We start from the raw sequence: 13,693 nt of genomic DNA, 5'->3' as shown, positions 1-13,693 counted from the left end.
TCCGGACTCAGTGCTGTGCGGTGGGGCCGCCCGCGGACAGGTCCCTGATCCAACCCGCCAGGGTCTGCGGATCGATGGGACCCACGTGCTTGCCCCGGATGATTCCCTGGGTGTCGATGAAGTATGTCTCGGGGACCCCCGCGACGCCGTAGTCCACGGCCATGCTCGAGCGCGGATCCGTCAACTGCGGGAAGCTCGCGCCCATGCGCGAGAGGAACCGCCGGGCGTTGTCGTCCGTGTCCTCGAAGACGACGCCGAGGAACTGCGCCTGCGCACCGAACTCCCGTGCGCCCCACTCGAGCACCGGGTGCTCCCCCTGGCAGGGGCCGCACCAGGACGCCCAGAAGTTGATCACCACCGGCCGGCCCTTGAACTGCTCCAGGCTCACCCGCTGGCCGCTGTCCAGCGCCTTCATGGTGAAGGCCGGCGCCGGCGCGCCCTTGAGCTTGAAGGGGACCTCGCGGGGATCCCGGCCAAAGCCCTTGTAGAGCACTCCCACCAGGGCCATGCACAGGACGGCGAAGCCGATCGTGACGCGCCAGTTCATGCCGCCCCCTGGTTCATTCCGGCACCGGGCTCGGGCGGAGCCCCCGCCGTGGGCGCGCGCACTTCCGCCACCGCGCGCGCCTTCCTCGCGGGCCACAGCGCGATGAGCGTGCCGAGCACCAGCACCGGGATGCTCCACCAGATCCACCCCACCAGCGGGAAGATCCACGCGTTGAAGCTCGCCGTCCGCCGCTCCTCGGAGAAGGCCATGAGCGACAGGTAGAGATCTTCCTTGGGCGTCGTGCGCACCGCGGGCGTCCCCACCGGATCCGTCATGGTCTCGTAGTAGTTCATCCGGGGCGCCATCTCACTGACCGACCCGTCCGGCGCCGTGATTTGAAGGTTCGTCGCCACGAAGGAGCGGTGCGGCTCGCGGCCGCTCGTCAGTCCCAGGTACTTCACCTGGTAGCCGCCGATCCTCAGCGTCTCGCCCTCGCGCACCGTGCCCGAGGTGCGCGTCACGTAGGCCGACGAGGCGCCCACCGCCACGAACATGATGACGATCCCCAGGTGCACGATGTAGCCGCCGAAGCGCCGCCGCGCCTTGGTGGCGCTGCCCACGAGCGCCGTGAGGAACCCCTCGCGGTGCTCCGCCATGCGGACCTTCACCGGCAGCGCCAGCTCCCGCAGGGTGATGACGGTGACGAAGCCCGCCAGCCCGAAGGTGAGCAGCGGGTAGAAACCCCTCAAGCCCCCGGCCAGGCACGCGCCCACCACCGCCACGCCCACCGCCGCCGGAATCCAGAAGCGCTCGCGCACCGTCTTCGGATCCGGGCTTCCCCAGGGCAGCATGGGCCCCACGCCCATCAGGAAGAGCACCATGACGCCGCCGGGCACCGCCATCTTGTTGAAGTACGGCTCGCCCACGCTCACCTTGATGCCGCGCACCGCCTCGGAGATGAGCGGGTAGAGCGTGCCGAGCAACACCGTGAAGGTGATGGCCACGAACACCAGGTTGTTCACCAGGATGGTCGTCTCGCGCGAGAGCAGCGACTTGATCTGACTCTCGGCCACCAGCAGCGGACCGCGCACGGCCAGCAGCGCGATGGACACGAAGAGCAGCACGGCGATGAAGACGAGGAACGTGGGCCCGATGTCCGACTGCGTGAAGCTGTGCACCGAGTTGAAGATGCCCGAGCGCGTCATGAACGTGCCCAGGATGGTGAGCACGAAGCTCGACAGCACGAGGCTCAGCGTCCACAGCTTGAGCATCTTCTTGCGCTCGTGCACGAGCGTGGAGTGCATGAACGCGGTGGCCGTCAGCCACGGCAGGAAGGACGCGTTCTCCACGGGATCCCACGCCCAGTAGCCGCCCCAGCCGAGCACCGCGTACGCCCACCACGCACCGAGGATGATGCCGATGGACAGGAAGAGCCACGCGAAGAGCGTCCAGCGGCGCAGGGGCGCCATCCACGCATCCCCCATCTCCCCGCGCAAGAGCGCCGCCACCGCGATGCCAAAGGGCACCGTCATGCCCACGTAGCCCAGGTACAGCATGGGCGGGTGGATGATCATCAGGTAGTGGTTCTGCAGCAGCGCGTTGGGGCCCGGTCCATCCAGGGGCACGGGCGACATGGTGTGGAAGGGGTTGGCGGGCCCCGCGATGAGGAAGCTGAAGAAGACGCCCACCGCGAGCATCGTGCCGAGCGCCAGCGACATGTACCGCGCGTGCTCGCGCCGGTGCACCCACGCGAACGCCATCACGTAGCCGCCCATGATGAGGCCCCAGAAGAGGATGGAGCCTTCCAGCGCGCTCCACAGCGAGACGATCTTGTAGGGCGTGGGCGTGGCGATGCTGCCCACCTGCGCCACGTACTTCACGCTGAAGTCGTTGGAGAGGAGCGCCCACTCCATGACCACGTTGGCGCCGAGCATGCAGGCGAAGAAGCCCACCACGCAGCGCATCACCCAGGGGAAGGCCGCGTCGTTGCGGCGCATGCCGCTGACCAGGCCCACCAGCGCGCCAAAGCTCGCGAACGCCAGGCCCGCGAGCACCAAGCCATAGCCGAGCGAGGACTTCACGGGCTCCTCGCCGAGGCGGTGGTGGTCTCCTGCCTCTGCATGTCCTCGAACATCTTCTTCACGTCGTCATCCGTCTTGGGCGCGCGGTACTCGTTGGAGTGGTTCACCATGAGCCGGGTGCCCTGGAAGGTCTGGGACTTGTCGAAGGTGCCCTCCACCACCACGCCGATGCGCTCGCGGAACATCTGCGGCGGCACCTCGCTCGTGCGCACGAGCACGTGGGCCGCGCCGGGCTGCTCGCTGTCCATGACGCGGAAGTGCAGGGTGGTGTGCTGCTCGTCCCACTGGATGCTGCCCGGCTGCACCTGGCCGCCCAGGCGGATGATGGGGCCGTAGGCCTTGTCTCCCTGGGAGATCATCTCCGAGGGCCGCCAGTAATAGACGAGGTTCTCGCCGATGTTGCCGAAGGCCACCAGGGCGAGGCCGCCACCGGCCACCAGCAGGGCCGCCACGGCGATGAGACGGTTGCGTGTCTGCGGGGTCATGGACTCACTCCTTGGAAGGGCTCACGGAAGGGGGCGGGGCGGAGTCGTGCTCGGCCTTGCCCGGACGGCGCATCCACAGGGACAGGCCGTACAGCGCGAGCGAGCCCCAGGCGATGGCGTAGGAGCTCCAGATGTAGCCCCAGCCGCCCTTGATGCGGCCCTCGCCCACCTGGGCGAGCACGGCGGTGGACACTTCGTACAGGGCGGACATCAGAGGACCTCCGTGGGGGTGCCGCGCGGCGGGGAGACCCCCGAGGTGGCATCCGGGGGCAGGGCGTCGGGCAGGGCCACCTCCGCCTCGCGCGTGGCCAGGGCGATGCGGTAGCGGTGCAAGAGGAAGAGCGTGAGCAGGATGAGCGAGGCCCAGGCGTTGACCCGCAGGGCGAGCACCATGTCCGGGTCCACCGTCTTGGGCGTGGACTGCACCTGGTGCAGGCTGCGCCACCACTTCACCGACTGCCAGACGATGGGCGTGTTGATGCCCGAGATGATGCCCACCACGGAGCTCCACACCGCGCGCTTCTCCGGATCCTCCACGAAGCGGCGCAAGGCCGTGTAGCCCACGTACGTCACCAGCATGATGGCCATGGCCGTCAGCCGCGGATCCCAGTCCCAGTACACGCCCCAGGTGGGCTTGCCCCAGATGGAGCCGAGCACCAGGCCATACGTGCCGAAGAGCAGGCCGATCTCCGCGGACGCCTCCGCCATGGCGTCCTTCTTCCAGCTCGCCTTGAAGAGGTAGGCGACGCAGAAGCAGAAGTTGAGCACCAGCGCCAGCAGGGACATCCACATGGCCGGCACGTGCACATAGATGATGCGGTAGACCTGCCCCATCTCCCGCTCGGGCGGCGTCCACACCAGGCCCATCCACGTGCCGAGCACCAGCAGGCCCACCCCCACCGCCGTCATGCCCCAGAGGATCGGCCGGGCGTTGTAGCGCGAGCCGGGGGGCGCCCATTTCACGCCCAGGAAGATTCCCAGACCGACCGACGCCAGCGCCGCCGCCGTCGAAAGCACCTGAAGCACCGTGTGCATGCCTACCTCAATCCTCGATGACGCGGGGGAACAGGACGAAGCCCACTCCCCAGTAAATCAGATTGAATCCCGACAACAGCCCGAACCATGAGCCCAACTGCTGCATGGGATCTCCCTGCAGCACGAGCTGCGTCGCCTTGGCCGAGGCCAGTAGCGCCGGAATGATGAGCGGGAACAGCAACAGCGGAAGCAGCACATCCCTTGCCCGGGCGTTGCTCGCGATGGCCGAATACACCGTGCCCGGCGCGCTGATGGCCATGCAGCCGAGTACCAGGGTGGTAGCGAAAGGTCCTACCCCCATCACCACCTGGACGCCATAGAGCGCCACCATCACCGGGATGAGCAGGGTGCCCAGCGCCACGAGCAGGAGCGTGTTGCCCACGGCCTTGGACAGGAAGATGGCGCGCGCGTCCGCCGGGGCGAGCCTCAAGCCATCCAGGGTCAGGTTCTCCTGCTCCACCCGGAAGGACTCCCCCAGGGCGAGCACGCTGGCGAAGAGCAGCGCGAGCCACAGGTAGCCTCCCGCGTTGCGCGCCAGCAGCTTCGTGTCCGGGCCCACCGCGAAGGAGAAGAGCAGCAGCGTCGCCAGGGCGAAGAAGATGAGCGCGTTGAGCCGCGCGCGCGTGCGCCACTCGATCAGCAGATCCTTGAGCAGCAGCACCCCCACCGACCTCGGCAGGGAAATGGGACGCGCCGCCCTCATGCCGCCACCGCCCGGCCTTCCGCCAGATGGAGGCGCTCCTCGCACAGGCTCATGCCCTGCTCGATCAGGTGCGTGGCGAGCACCACGGTGACACCGGAGGTCTTCAACTCGCCGATGATTTTCTCCATGGCCTGGATGCCAGCGGGATCCAGCTCGCCGAAGGGCTCGTCCAGGAGCGCCACCGCGGGCGCCTTCAGGAGGAGCCGGGCGATGGCCAGGCGCTTGCGCATGCCCGCGGAGAACTGGCGCACGGGGCTCTCGGAGCGCCGCGTCAAACCCACCTTGACGAGCAAGCCATCCGCCACGTCCGAGGGGGACTCCAGGCCCAAGAGGCGCGCGAGCACCATCAGGTTCTGGTGGGCGGTGAGATCCTCATAGAGGAAGCTCGCGTGGGACAGCAGGGCCACCTCGCGGCGCACGGCGTCGCGCTGCTCCACGCAGTCCCGGCCGCGGACCTCCACCCGGCCGTGGGTGGGGGAGAGGGCGGTGGCCACCAGCCGCAAGAGGGTCGTCTTCCCGGAGCCATTGTGCCCGGTGAGCAGCAGGGAGCGGCCCTGGGGCAGGGCATAGCTCAAGCGCGCCAGCGCCCAGTGGCGGCCGTAGCGCTTGCTGACGTCATGGAGGGCGAGCGCGGGGGGCGGCGCGGGAGGGGCTTCCATCGGCGGAAGCGTTCGTAACTGGAAACTTCCTCACACTCCAGTGAAAGCACCGTGGGCCGCCTGGGCAGGGAGGAGGACGCGAGGCCCCCGCACGGCGTGCCCCGGAGGGGGGCGGCGGGGAATCTCCTCACAGAGGGTAATTTTCCGGCCTGGATCGGCGCTCCGGTGGCGCTCCGCCGAGACAAGAGGAGAAGTTTTTTCAGTCCTCCGCTCGGCTGCCCGCCCGCTCGGGCCAGAACGGACAGGCGAGGGTTGTCGGGATAACGAGGCACTTGTCAGGGGCGAAACGGTGACTGTTTCCAGCCTTCAACACCTTGCTTGCGTGGATCCATGTGGGTGGACGTCACCGGATGAGAACGGACTTACCGTTTCGTGAGAGAGCCGTTCTCGGGACGGGACAGGGGACTGCTGGCACACCGGGTGCAAAGGCCCGGCGTCAGAAGCATGCGGCGTCACCTGGAGAGGATACCTGCGATGGACATGCGAGCAGTGGTGCGGAGGGCGATGAAGTCGGCGGCGGCGGGGGTGCTCCACCATAGTGGTCTGCGCAAGGCCCTGGCGTCCTACAGGCGGCACCAGTCGGGTGGCCGCCGGGTGCTCATCGTCAGTTACCACCGGGTGGTGGAGGATTTCTTCGGAGAGCTGCAGCGCTCCATTCCGGGTCTGCTCATCTCCCAGGAGACGTTCCGCCGTCACCTGGAGGGCCTGTCCGCGGCGGGCTACAAGTTCGCCTCCCTCGGCGAGGCGCTGGACGTGATGTCCGGGGCGAAGACGGCCCACGATGACCTGTGCGTCGTCACCTTCGACGATGGCTACCGCGACGTGTACCGCTACGCCTACCCGGTCCTCAAGCAGATGGGCATCCCGGCCATCACCTACCTGCCCTCGGCGTTGATCGGCACGGACTTCCGGTTCAACCACGATCGGCTCTTCCACCTGGTGCATCAGGTCCAGGCCCAGGGCTTCCAGCCGATGTTCGACGTGCTGCCCGAGCCCGCGGCGGGACTGATGACGGAGGTGATGTCCGGCCGCAAGCGCCTGTCCGCGGCGCTCGATGACTTCATTGGCCAGCACTCCTCGGCCACGCTCGTGGAGACGATCCAGGCGCTGGAGTCGCGGCTCGGTCCGGACGCGCCGAAGCTGCCCGCGCAGGGAGACTTGATGAACTGGGACGAGGTGCGCGCCATGTCCCAGGATGGCTTCGAGTTCGGGGCGCACACCCTGGGCCACGTGGTGCTCACCCACGAGCCCCTGGACGTGGTGGAGCGCGAGGTGCGCGAGTCCAAGGCCATCATCGAGCGGGAGCTGGGCACGCCCGTGAGGGACTTCGCCTACTGCAATGGCTGGTACTCGGACGACGTCATCGACGTGCTCATGCGCAACGGCTTCCGCTCGGCCGTCACCACCGAGGACATGTCCAACCGCATCGGCGGCAACCCCTTCACCCTCAAGCGCAAGGTGCTGTGGGAGAACTTCAGCGTGGGCGTGACGGGCGGCTACTCGTCGAGCCTCACCGTGTGCCAGCTCGACGACTGCTTCGGCACGCTCGGCATGCGCGAGCCCGTGCTGGGCCGGCGCCCGCAGCGCACGAGCAAGGACACGCCGCCGGTCGCGTCCACGAGCCCCATCATCCAGGAGGGGGTCGCCTGGTGAGCGAAGCCGCCGCCACGAAGCCCGCCTCCTCCTTCATGGGGAAGGCGGGTCCCCTGGTGCTCGCCCGGCTCTTCACCGCCGGGCTCACCCTGTCCATTCCCCTCGTGCTCGCGCGGGTGTTGAGCCTCGCGGAGTACGGCACCTACTACCAGCTCTTCCTCATCGCCACGACGCTCTACTACGTGCTGCCCTTCGGGGTGGTGCAGAGCCTCTACTACTTCCTGCCCCGCGCCGAGGAGAAGCGGCCGTGGCTGGGCCAGACGCTGTTGTTCATGTCCGGGGCGGGGCTGGTGGCGGCGGGCCTGGTCTGGGGACTGCTCGGCCCGGTGGCGAGGCACTTCGACAACCCGGCGCTCCTCGAGCACCGCGGCGCGCTCGCGTTGTACACGGCGTTCCTCCTGGGCTCCTTCCCGTTGGAGATCTCCCTCACCAGCCAGGGCCGGACGAAGCAGTCCGCGCTCGTCTACCTGGCGTCGGACGCGGTGCGCGCGGCCGCCATGGTGGTGCCGTGTCTGCTGGGCGCGGGCCTGCACGGGATGATGTGGTCGGTGGTGGGCTTCACCTTCCTGCGCTACGTGGCCACATGGGTGGTGGCACCGCTGGGCAGCAAGGGGCCGCTCGTGCGCGCGGGGCTGTGGCGCGAGCAGTTGGTGTACGCGGCGCCTTTTGGCGCGGCCATGGCGCTCGCCATTCCCCAGCAGAACGCCCACCTCTATATGGTGGCGGGCGTGGTGAGCCCGGCCCTGTATGCGCTCTACCGGGTGGGGTGTTTCCAGCTGCCCGTGGTGGATCTGCTCTACACGCCCACGAGCGAGGTGCTCATGGTGCGGCTGGGCGAGCTGGAGAAGCAGGGGCGCCTGGAGGAGGGCGTGGAGGCGTTCCGCGAGGCCTCGGGCAAGCTCGCCTTCCTCTTCCTGCCGTTTTCCGCCTTCCTCTTCGCCGCCGCGCCCGAGTTCATCGGGGCGCTCTTCGGCGCGAAGTTCCTCGAGGCTGTTCCCATCTTCCGGGTCAGCGTGCTCGGCGTGGTGCTGGCGATCCTTCCCATGGACGGCGTGCTGCGCGCGCGCGGGTACACCCGGGCCATCTTCCTGTCCTACCTGGTGAAGGCGGTGGTGACGGTGCCGCTCGTCTGGGTGGGGGTGCGCCAGTTCGGGATGATGGGCGGTGTGGTGTCGTGGGCCGTGGCGGAGCTGGTGGGCAAGTGCGCGTTGCTCGTGCGCGTGCCGGCGGCCTTGTCCACGCCCTCGCTGCGCCTGCGCATCCGCGATCTCATCCCCTGGCGCGAGCTGGGCAAGGCCTCGCTCGCCGCCCTGGCCGCCGCGGTGGCCGTCTTCTGCTTGCGGGCCCTCACCGAGCATGCCTGGAGCGGTCTGCCCGAGGGTTTCGTCTGGAGGGCCGTGCCGCTGGCGCTGGCCGGCGTCTTGTTCGTCCTGGGTTATGTGGGCGTGTTGACGGCGACAGGGGTCAAACCGTTGGGTTTCCTGACGGGAGCGCGCTCGCGCCGGAGCGAGGAAGCCGTGGTCCGATAGATACCGGACGATGAGGCGTCCATGGGGACTCCCGTACTGGAGGGCTGGTACCTAGCTTGGGTCACCGTTCAACAGGGGAGAGGCGTGATGGGGATCGATGCAATCGGGTTGTACCGGCTCGGACACAAGCTTCACCAGCGGGGCGTGCCCGTCCTGCCGGCGATGTTGCGCAAGGTCATCCACTTCCTGCATGGCTCGTATCTGCCGCCCGAGGCCGAGATCGGCGAGGGGACCCAGCTGGGTTACGGCGGGATGGGCATCGTCATCCACAAGGACGCGAAGATTGGCCGGCACTGCCTCATCTCCCACCAGGTGACGGTGGGCGGACGCTCGGGGCTCAAGGAGCTGCCGGTGATCGGCGACTACGTGCGCATCGGCGCGGGGGCGAAGATCCTCGGGCCGGTGCACATCGGGGACTTCGCCATCATCGGCGCGAACGCCGTGGTGGTGAAGGACGTGGCTCCGGGCGCGGTGGTGGGCGGCATCCCGGCGCGGGAGATTCGCAAGGATCCGGATCCGCTCGCCACCTACGAGCGCGAGATGGGGCTGCGTCCCCAGGTGGATCGGCGCAACGAGGTGGTGAAGTCCGTTCCGCCCCTGACGTCCATCGCGCGCTAGGCGCCGGGAAACTCCAACATGAGAGTGCTCCTGGTGGGGGACTACCCGCCGCCGCATGGCGGCGTGGCCGTGCACGTGCAGCAACTCCATGCCTCGCTGCGCGAGCGCGGGGTGGAGACCATGGTGCTGGACATTGGCAAGGGGGGCCGGCCCGCGCCGGACGTCATCCCCGTGCGCACCCCGGCCCAGTATGGCAGGAAGCTCGCGGGCTTCCTCCACGAGGGGTGGACGGTCCACGTCCACACCAGCGGCAACAACCCGAAGTCGTGGATGCTCGCCGCCACCGCGGCCGTTCACGCGCCGCGCTCCCCGCGCGTCATCACGCTGCATTCGGGGCTGCTGCCGGACTACCTGGCCCACTCGCTGTCCCGCCGGGTGTTCGCGCGCATGGCGCTGGCGGGCTACTCGCGCGTGGTGGCCGTGTCCGGAGCGGTGCGCGAGGCGCTGGTGCGCTGCGGCGTTCCCCCGGAGAAGATCCTCGTCTACCCGGCCTTCTGCGGCTCGCAGGTACGCCCGGGCGAGGCGACGCCGGCGATCCAGGAGGCGAGGGCTCGCCGGAAGACCCTGCTGGCCATGGCGCACCACCCCTCACCCGTCTATGGCCGCGCGCTGATGTTCCGCGCGCTGCGGCGGATCGCGGACGAGCGGCCCGGCGTGGGGCTCGCGGTGTTCGGTCCGGGGACCCGTTCGGAGGAATTCATGCGAGATGCCCGGGAGTCCGGAGTCGAAGCGCTCCTGGAGAACCTGTGGGAGCTGGAGCACGCGCAGGCGCTCGCCCTCATGGCGCGCAGCGATGCCTTCATCCGTCCCACCACGCACGACGGGGATGCCATCTCCGTGCGCGAGGCGCTCACGCTCGGGGTGCCGTGTGTGGCCAGTGATGTGTGTGTCCGGCCGCAAGGGACCTACACCTTTCGGGCAGGTGACGCGGTGGACCTGGCGGCTCAGGTTCACCATGCGCTCGAGGCGGGGCCGACACAGGGGGTGTCGCCCGATGCCGGGCCGGTGTTGATGAAGCTTTATGAAGACCTGACTCAATCCACGATCCTGGGAGGCGAGATAGATGCGGCGCGGTGATGAAATGGATCTGGCCCGGCGGGCCCTGCGTGGCAGGGACCTGGTGGTGTTTTCCAACGATTGGGATGGGGATCCGCTCTCCAAGGTTCACATCATGCGGATTCTCTCGCGGGACAACCGGGTGCTCTGGGTGAACAGCATCGGCAACCGCGCGCCCAAGGCGAACGCCCACGACGTCAAGCGCATCTGGAACAAGCTGGCGCGGTTCACCGAGGGCGTGCGCGAGGTGGAGCCCAACCTGTTCGTGCTCGCGCCGCTGGCGGTGCCGCTCTACGGCTCCGAGGCGGTGCGCTCGCTCAACCGCACGCTCCTGCGGGCCCAGGTGCTGCGCGCCATGCGCCAGCTGCACTTCAAGCGGCCCATCTCCTGGTCGTTCCTGCCGGCCTCGGCGCCGGTGTCCGGGCGGCTCGGCGAGGAGTTCGTCGTCTACCACTGCGTGGACGAGTTCTCCGCGTTCAGCGACACGAATGGGCGGCACATCGCGGAGCTGGAGGAGCAGCTGCTGCGCCGGGCGGACGTGGTCATCACCACGGCCGAGCGGCTGCGCGAGAGCAAGGCGCGCATCAACCCGCGCACGTCGCTCGTGCGTCACGGCGTGGACTTCAACCACTTCGTGAAGGCGTGCGACCCCGCCACGCCCATTCCGGCGGACATCGCGAACCTGCCCAAGCCCATCCTGGGCTTCTTCGGGCTGGTGGCGGACTGGGTGGACCTGGAGGCGCTCGCCGCGGCGGCGAAGGCGCATCCCGAGGGCTCGGTGGTCGTCATCGGCAAGGTGGCGCCGGACGTGGACCCGGCGGTGCTCAAGGCGCTGCCCAACGTGCACTTCCTGGGGCGCAAGTCGTACTCGGAGCTGCCGGGCTACTGCCGGGCCTTCGACGTGGCGCTCATGCCCTTCCGGGTGAACGAGCTCACGCTCAACGCCAACCCGCTCAAGGTGCGCGAGTACCTGGCCGCGGGCCTGCCGGTGGTGTCCTCGGACATCCCCGAGGTGCGCAAGGTGGGCCTGTGCAAGCTGGCCACCGACGAGGCGGACTTCGTGCGGAAGATCGACGAGTGCCTGGCCGAGGGCGCCGGGCCCTCGCGGGTGCGCGCCGAGCGCATCCGCCACGAGAGCTGGGAGGCCAAGGTGGAGGAGATCCGCCAGCACGTGGGCGAGGCCATGGTCAAGGCGGGCCGCGGGCTGTAGCGGCCGGGCCCTTCGGGAAGTCCACGCCCCGTCGCCCTGGGAAGCCAGGGGGCGGGGCGTTCGCGCTATGGCGGGTAGGCGAGAGTCCGCCTATGGTTGCGCTTCGCGGCAATCGCCGAACCACGTATGGGCCACGTCCACATCATCCGAGACTTCGCATCGCCCCAAGAGGGGCATTCCCGCACCGTGCGCATCTACACCCCGGACGCGTATGACTTCGCGCCGGACCATCGCTTCCCCGTGCTCTACATGCACGACGGGCAGAACGTCTTCGCGCATTCCGAGTCCGCCATCTACGACACGTGGCGCGCGAACGACACGATGGAGTACCTGGTGGCCGAGGGCCGCACGGAGCCCTGGCTCATCGTCGCCGTGGACTCGACGTACAACCGGCTCGCCGAGTACTCGCCGTGGGACGAGCCGCGCAGCCACGTGCATGCCCAGGGCGACGCCTACGTGCGCTTCATCACCGACACGCTCAAGCCCTACGTGGACTCCGTCTACCGCACCCGCACGGGCGCCGAGTGGACGGCCGTCATGGGCTCGTCGCTCGGGGGCCTCATGTCGCTCTACCTGGGGTGGCGCCACCCGGAGCTGTTCGGCCGCATTGGCGGACTGTCGCCCTCGGTGATGTGGGGCTGGGATCGCTTCTTCTCCGAGTGGTCGCGCCACACCCGGCACTGGTCGCGCATCTACCTGGACGCGGGCCTGCACGAGACGGTGGATCCGGTGGGCTACGTCATGCGCTACGGCGAGGCCACCCGGGACTTCTACCACCACCTCAAGGGGCTGGGTTACGGCGACCACGAGCTCGCGCTCGTGCTCGAGCCGGGGGGCCACCACGACGAGAAGGCCTGGCAGCGCCGGCTTCCCCTCGCGATGAACTGGCTGCTGGGCTGAGCCGCCCGATGGGGCGGGCGGCTCGAACCCGGGTCAGGGCCTGGCCTGGACGAGCCGCATCGCCTCGCGCATCGCCTCGAGGTCCTGGTGACGCGTGAGGTACATCTCGTCGCCCAGGGCGCTCGTGAAGACGGAGGGCAGCTCGCGGTGCTGCAGCAGGTTCGCACCCAGCCGCGCCACCACCTCCGAGTGCCCGTAGCGGTAGGGCCGTCCCGTGCGCCGGGCGATGTGACACACGTGGTACTTGGGCTCGTAGCGAAATCCGCTCAGGTCCTCGCCGGTGATGAGGCGCGCCCACAGGCGGTACACGTCCGTGTCCCCCGCGTAGTTCATCATGTCCGTGACGAAGGCGCCGGGGGGCCGCAGGTTGGCCTCGAGCGCGACGAAGCCGCCGTCGGCCAGGCGGAAGAACTCCAGGTGGAACCAGCGCTCGCGCAGCCCGAGCGCCTCCACCATCTTGCGGCCCATGGCGTCGAGCGCGGGAGGCAGCTCCCTGTGGCTCCAGATGGACAGGTCGCGCTGCTCGAGCACCGACTCCATGATGCCGTCGCTGTACTCGTGGCTGGTGGAGAAGATGATGTGGCCGTGGGCGTCCACGAGCCCGTCATAGGTGACGATGGTGCCGCGCACGAAGGCCTGGGCCACGTAGCCGGGCAGGGGAGTGGTGAAGGCCTCGTCCACCTCGGCCTCGCTGGACACCTTGAAGGTGCGCGCGGCGCCCACGCCCACGTCCGGCTTGAGCACGAGCGGATAGCCCACCTCCCGGGCGAAGGCCTTCACCTGGGCGGCATCGCGCACGAGGATGGCGTCCGGGTGCGGCAGGCCCGCCTTCTTGAACACGTCGTGCATGCCGTACTTGGAGCGCAGCCGGGCGATGTCCGAGGGCTTGAGGCCCGGCACGTTGAAGGACTCGCGCAGGTGCGACTCCACCTCCAGCCACGTCTCGTTGAGCGAGTCGATGCGGTGGATGCGGCCATGGCGCCACGTGAAGTAGCCCACGGCCCGCTGCAGCGCCTCGACGTCATGCAGGTTGGGGGTGAAGAAGTATTCGGAGAGTGAGTCGCGCAACTCCCGACGCAGGGCGTCGTAGGGGCAGTCCCCGAGGCCGAGGACGTTGACGCCCCGCTCGCGCAGCGCGGTGACGAAGTGGAAGAATTGCGGCGGGAACTGGGGGGAGATGAAGACGACGTTCATGGCGGGGCCTTCGACGGCGGCTCCTTCTTCAAGTGGGACGCTTCACGATACCCGACTTCGCCGGGGGGAGCACGGACCTGTTG

14 protein-coding genes are annotated in these 13,693 nt (G+C 68.8%); 6 read left to right on the top strand and 8 right to left on the bottom strand.

The genetic code is table 11. From position 1 onward, the window contains the following. Window positions 1–7: 7 nt before the first annotated feature. Genes MEBOL_RS39205 through ccmA form a run of 7 tightly spaced genes read right to left on the bottom strand, consistent with a single transcriptional unit; the run spans window position 8 to window position 5,450 of the window. Window positions 8–547 carry a TlpA family protein disulfide reductase gene (locus tag MEBOL_RS39205; protein WP_095982199.1) on the bottom strand — a complete coding sequence of 180 codons (540 nt, stop codon included), beginning with the start codon at window positions 545–547 and terminating at the stop codon, window positions 8–10. Then, a complete protein-coding gene (locus tag MEBOL_RS39200; protein ID WP_095982198.1) occupies window positions 544–2,568 on the bottom strand; it encodes a heme lyase CcmF/NrfE family subunit in 2,025 nt (674 codons plus the stop codon). The genes MEBOL_RS39205 and MEBOL_RS39200 overlap by 4 nt, the downstream gene beginning before the upstream one ends. After that, window positions 2,565–3,053, bottom strand: coding sequence for a cytochrome c maturation protein CcmE (locus MEBOL_RS39195; protein ID WP_095982197.1), 489 nt, complete (start codon window positions 3,051–3,053; stop codon window positions 2,565–2,567). The genes MEBOL_RS39200 and MEBOL_RS39195 overlap by 4 nt, the downstream gene beginning before the upstream one ends. Before the next feature lie 4 nt (window positions 3,054–3,057). Further along, window positions 3,058–3,264 carry a hypothetical protein gene (locus tag MEBOL_RS39190; RefSeq protein ID WP_095982196.1) on the bottom strand — a complete coding sequence of 69 codons (207 nt, stop codon included), beginning with the start codon at window positions 3,262–3,264 and terminating at the stop codon, window positions 3,058–3,060. Next, window positions 3,264–4,088, bottom strand: a complete 825-nt coding sequence (locus tag MEBOL_RS39185; protein ID WP_095982195.1) for a cytochrome c biogenesis protein — start codon at window positions 4,086–4,088, stop codon at window positions 3,264–3,266. Before MEBOL_RS39185 ends, MEBOL_RS39190 begins: the two co-directional genes overlap by 1 nt. A gap of 7 nt (window positions 4,089–4,095) precedes the next feature. Next, on the bottom strand, window positions 4,096–4,791 hold the full coding sequence (locus tag MEBOL_RS39180) for a heme exporter protein CcmB (RefSeq protein WP_095982194.1): 696 nt from the start codon (window positions 4,789–4,791) through the stop codon (window positions 4,096–4,098). Continuing rightward, entirely contained in the window at window positions 4,788–5,450 is a 663-nt protein-coding gene (gene ccmA / locus MEBOL_RS39175; RefSeq protein WP_095982193.1) for a heme ABC exporter ATP-binding protein CcmA, read from the bottom strand. The genes MEBOL_RS39180 and ccmA overlap by 4 nt, the downstream gene beginning before the upstream one ends. Window positions 5,451–5,924: 474 nt before the next feature. On the opposite strand from ccmA, the gene MEBOL_RS39170 reads away from it, so the two are divergent. The 6 genes from MEBOL_RS39170 to MEBOL_RS39145 all read left to right on the top strand — a co-directional run bounded on the left by MEBOL_RS39170 (window position 5,925) and on the right by MEBOL_RS39145 (window position 12,416). Then, window positions 5,925–7,103 carry a polysaccharide deacetylase family protein gene (locus MEBOL_RS39170; protein ID WP_281256622.1) on the top strand — a complete coding sequence of 393 codons (1,179 nt, stop codon included), beginning with the start codon at window positions 5,925–5,927 and terminating at the stop codon, window positions 7,101–7,103. Between the two features lie 35 nt (window positions 7,104–7,138). Next, window positions 7,139–8,632: a lipopolysaccharide biosynthesis protein gene (locus tag MEBOL_RS39165; protein ID WP_095983283.1), complete on the top strand. Its 1,494-nt coding sequence runs from the start codon at window positions 7,139–7,141 to the stop codon at window positions 8,630–8,632. 87 nt (window positions 8,633–8,719) lie between these two features. Next, a complete protein-coding gene (locus MEBOL_RS39160) occupies window positions 8,720–9,250 on the top strand; it encodes a serine O-acetyltransferase (RefSeq protein ID WP_095982192.1) in 531 nt (176 codons plus the stop codon). Window positions 9,251–9,268: 18 nt separating this feature from the next. Beyond that, window positions 9,269–10,327 (top strand): glycosyltransferase family 4 protein, encoded by a 1,059-nt coding sequence (locus tag MEBOL_RS39155; protein WP_095982191.1) that lies wholly within the window; start codon window positions 9,269–9,271, stop codon window positions 10,325–10,327. Continuing rightward, a complete protein-coding gene (locus MEBOL_RS39150; RefSeq protein ID WP_095982190.1) occupies window positions 10,314–11,516 on the top strand; it encodes a glycosyltransferase in 1,203 nt (400 codons plus the stop codon). The genes MEBOL_RS39155 and MEBOL_RS39150 overlap by 14 nt, the downstream gene beginning before the upstream one ends. A gap of 126 nt (window positions 11,517–11,642) precedes the next feature. Next, complete coding sequence (locus MEBOL_RS39145) at window positions 11,643–12,416, top strand: alpha/beta hydrolase (protein ID WP_095982189.1); 774 nt, start codon at window positions 11,643–11,645, stop codon at window positions 12,414–12,416. 33 nt (window positions 12,417–12,449) lie between these two features. On the opposite strand, the gene MEBOL_RS39140 is transcribed toward MEBOL_RS39145, so the two are convergent. Then, window positions 12,450–13,610 carry an ATP-grasp domain-containing protein gene (locus tag MEBOL_RS39140; protein ID WP_095982188.1) on the bottom strand — a complete coding sequence of 387 codons (1,161 nt, stop codon included), beginning with the start codon at window positions 13,608–13,610 and terminating at the stop codon, window positions 12,450–12,452. Between the last annotated feature and the right edge of the window lie 83 nt (window positions 13,611–13,693).

The organism is Melittangium boletus DSM 14713, from assembly GCF_002305855.1.
GTDB classification, from domain to species: Bacteria; Myxococcota; Myxococcia; order Myxococcales; family Myxococcaceae; genus Cystobacter; species Cystobacter boletus.
Note: the sequence above shows the minus strand (reverse complement) of the source record. Positions and strands in the feature narration are given on the sequence as shown.

What these genes read in the sequence shown, in the direction of transcription:
- MEBOL_RS39205 (WP_095982199.1), bottom strand. Translation starts at nt 547, where the DNA reads ATGAACTGGCGCGTCACGATCGGCTTCGCCGTCCTGTGCATGGCCCTG.
- MEBOL_RS39195 (WP_095982197.1), bottom strand. Translation starts at nt 3,053, where the DNA reads ATGACCCCGCAGACACGCAACCGTCTCATCGCCGTGGCGGCCCTGCTG.
- MEBOL_RS39190 (WP_095982196.1), bottom strand. Translation starts at nt 3,264, where the DNA reads ATGTCCGCCCTGTACGAAGTGTCCACCGCCGTGCTCGCCCAGGTGGGC.
- MEBOL_RS39185 (WP_095982195.1), bottom strand. Translation starts at nt 4,088, where the DNA reads ATGCACACGGTGCTTCAGGTGCTTTCGACGGCGGCGGCGCTGGCGTCG.
- MEBOL_RS39180 (WP_095982194.1), bottom strand. Translation starts at nt 4,791, where the DNA reads ATGAGGGCGGCGCGTCCCATTTCCCTGCCGAGGTCGGTGGGGGTGCTG.
- ccmA (WP_095982193.1), bottom strand. Translation starts at nt 5,450, where the DNA reads ATGGAAGCCCCTCCCGCGCCGCCCCCCGCGCTCGCCCTCCATGACGTC.
- MEBOL_RS39170 (WP_281256622.1), top strand. Translation starts at nt 5,925, where the DNA reads ATGGACATGCGAGCAGTGGTGCGGAGGGCGATGAAGTCGGCGGCGGCG.
- MEBOL_RS39165 (WP_095983283.1), top strand. Translation starts at nt 7,139, where the DNA reads ATGGGGAAGGCGGGTCCCCTGGTGCTCGCCCGGCTCTTCACCGCCGGG.
- MEBOL_RS39160 (WP_095982192.1), top strand. Translation starts at nt 8,720, where the DNA reads ATGGGGATCGATGCAATCGGGTTGTACCGGCTCGGACACAAGCTTCAC.
- MEBOL_RS39155 (WP_095982191.1), top strand. Translation starts at nt 9,269, where the DNA reads ATGAGAGTGCTCCTGGTGGGGGACTACCCGCCGCCGCATGGCGGCGTG.
- MEBOL_RS39150 (WP_095982190.1), top strand. Translation starts at nt 10,314, where the DNA reads ATGCGGCGCGGTGATGAAATGGATCTGGCCCGGCGGGCCCTGCGTGGC.
- MEBOL_RS39145 (WP_095982189.1), top strand. Translation starts at nt 11,643, where the DNA reads ATGGGCCACGTCCACATCATCCGAGACTTCGCATCGCCCCAAGAGGGG.
- MEBOL_RS39140 (WP_095982188.1), bottom strand. Translation starts at nt 13,610, where the DNA reads ATGAACGTCGTCTTCATCTCCCCCCAGTTCCCGCCGCAATTCTTCCAC.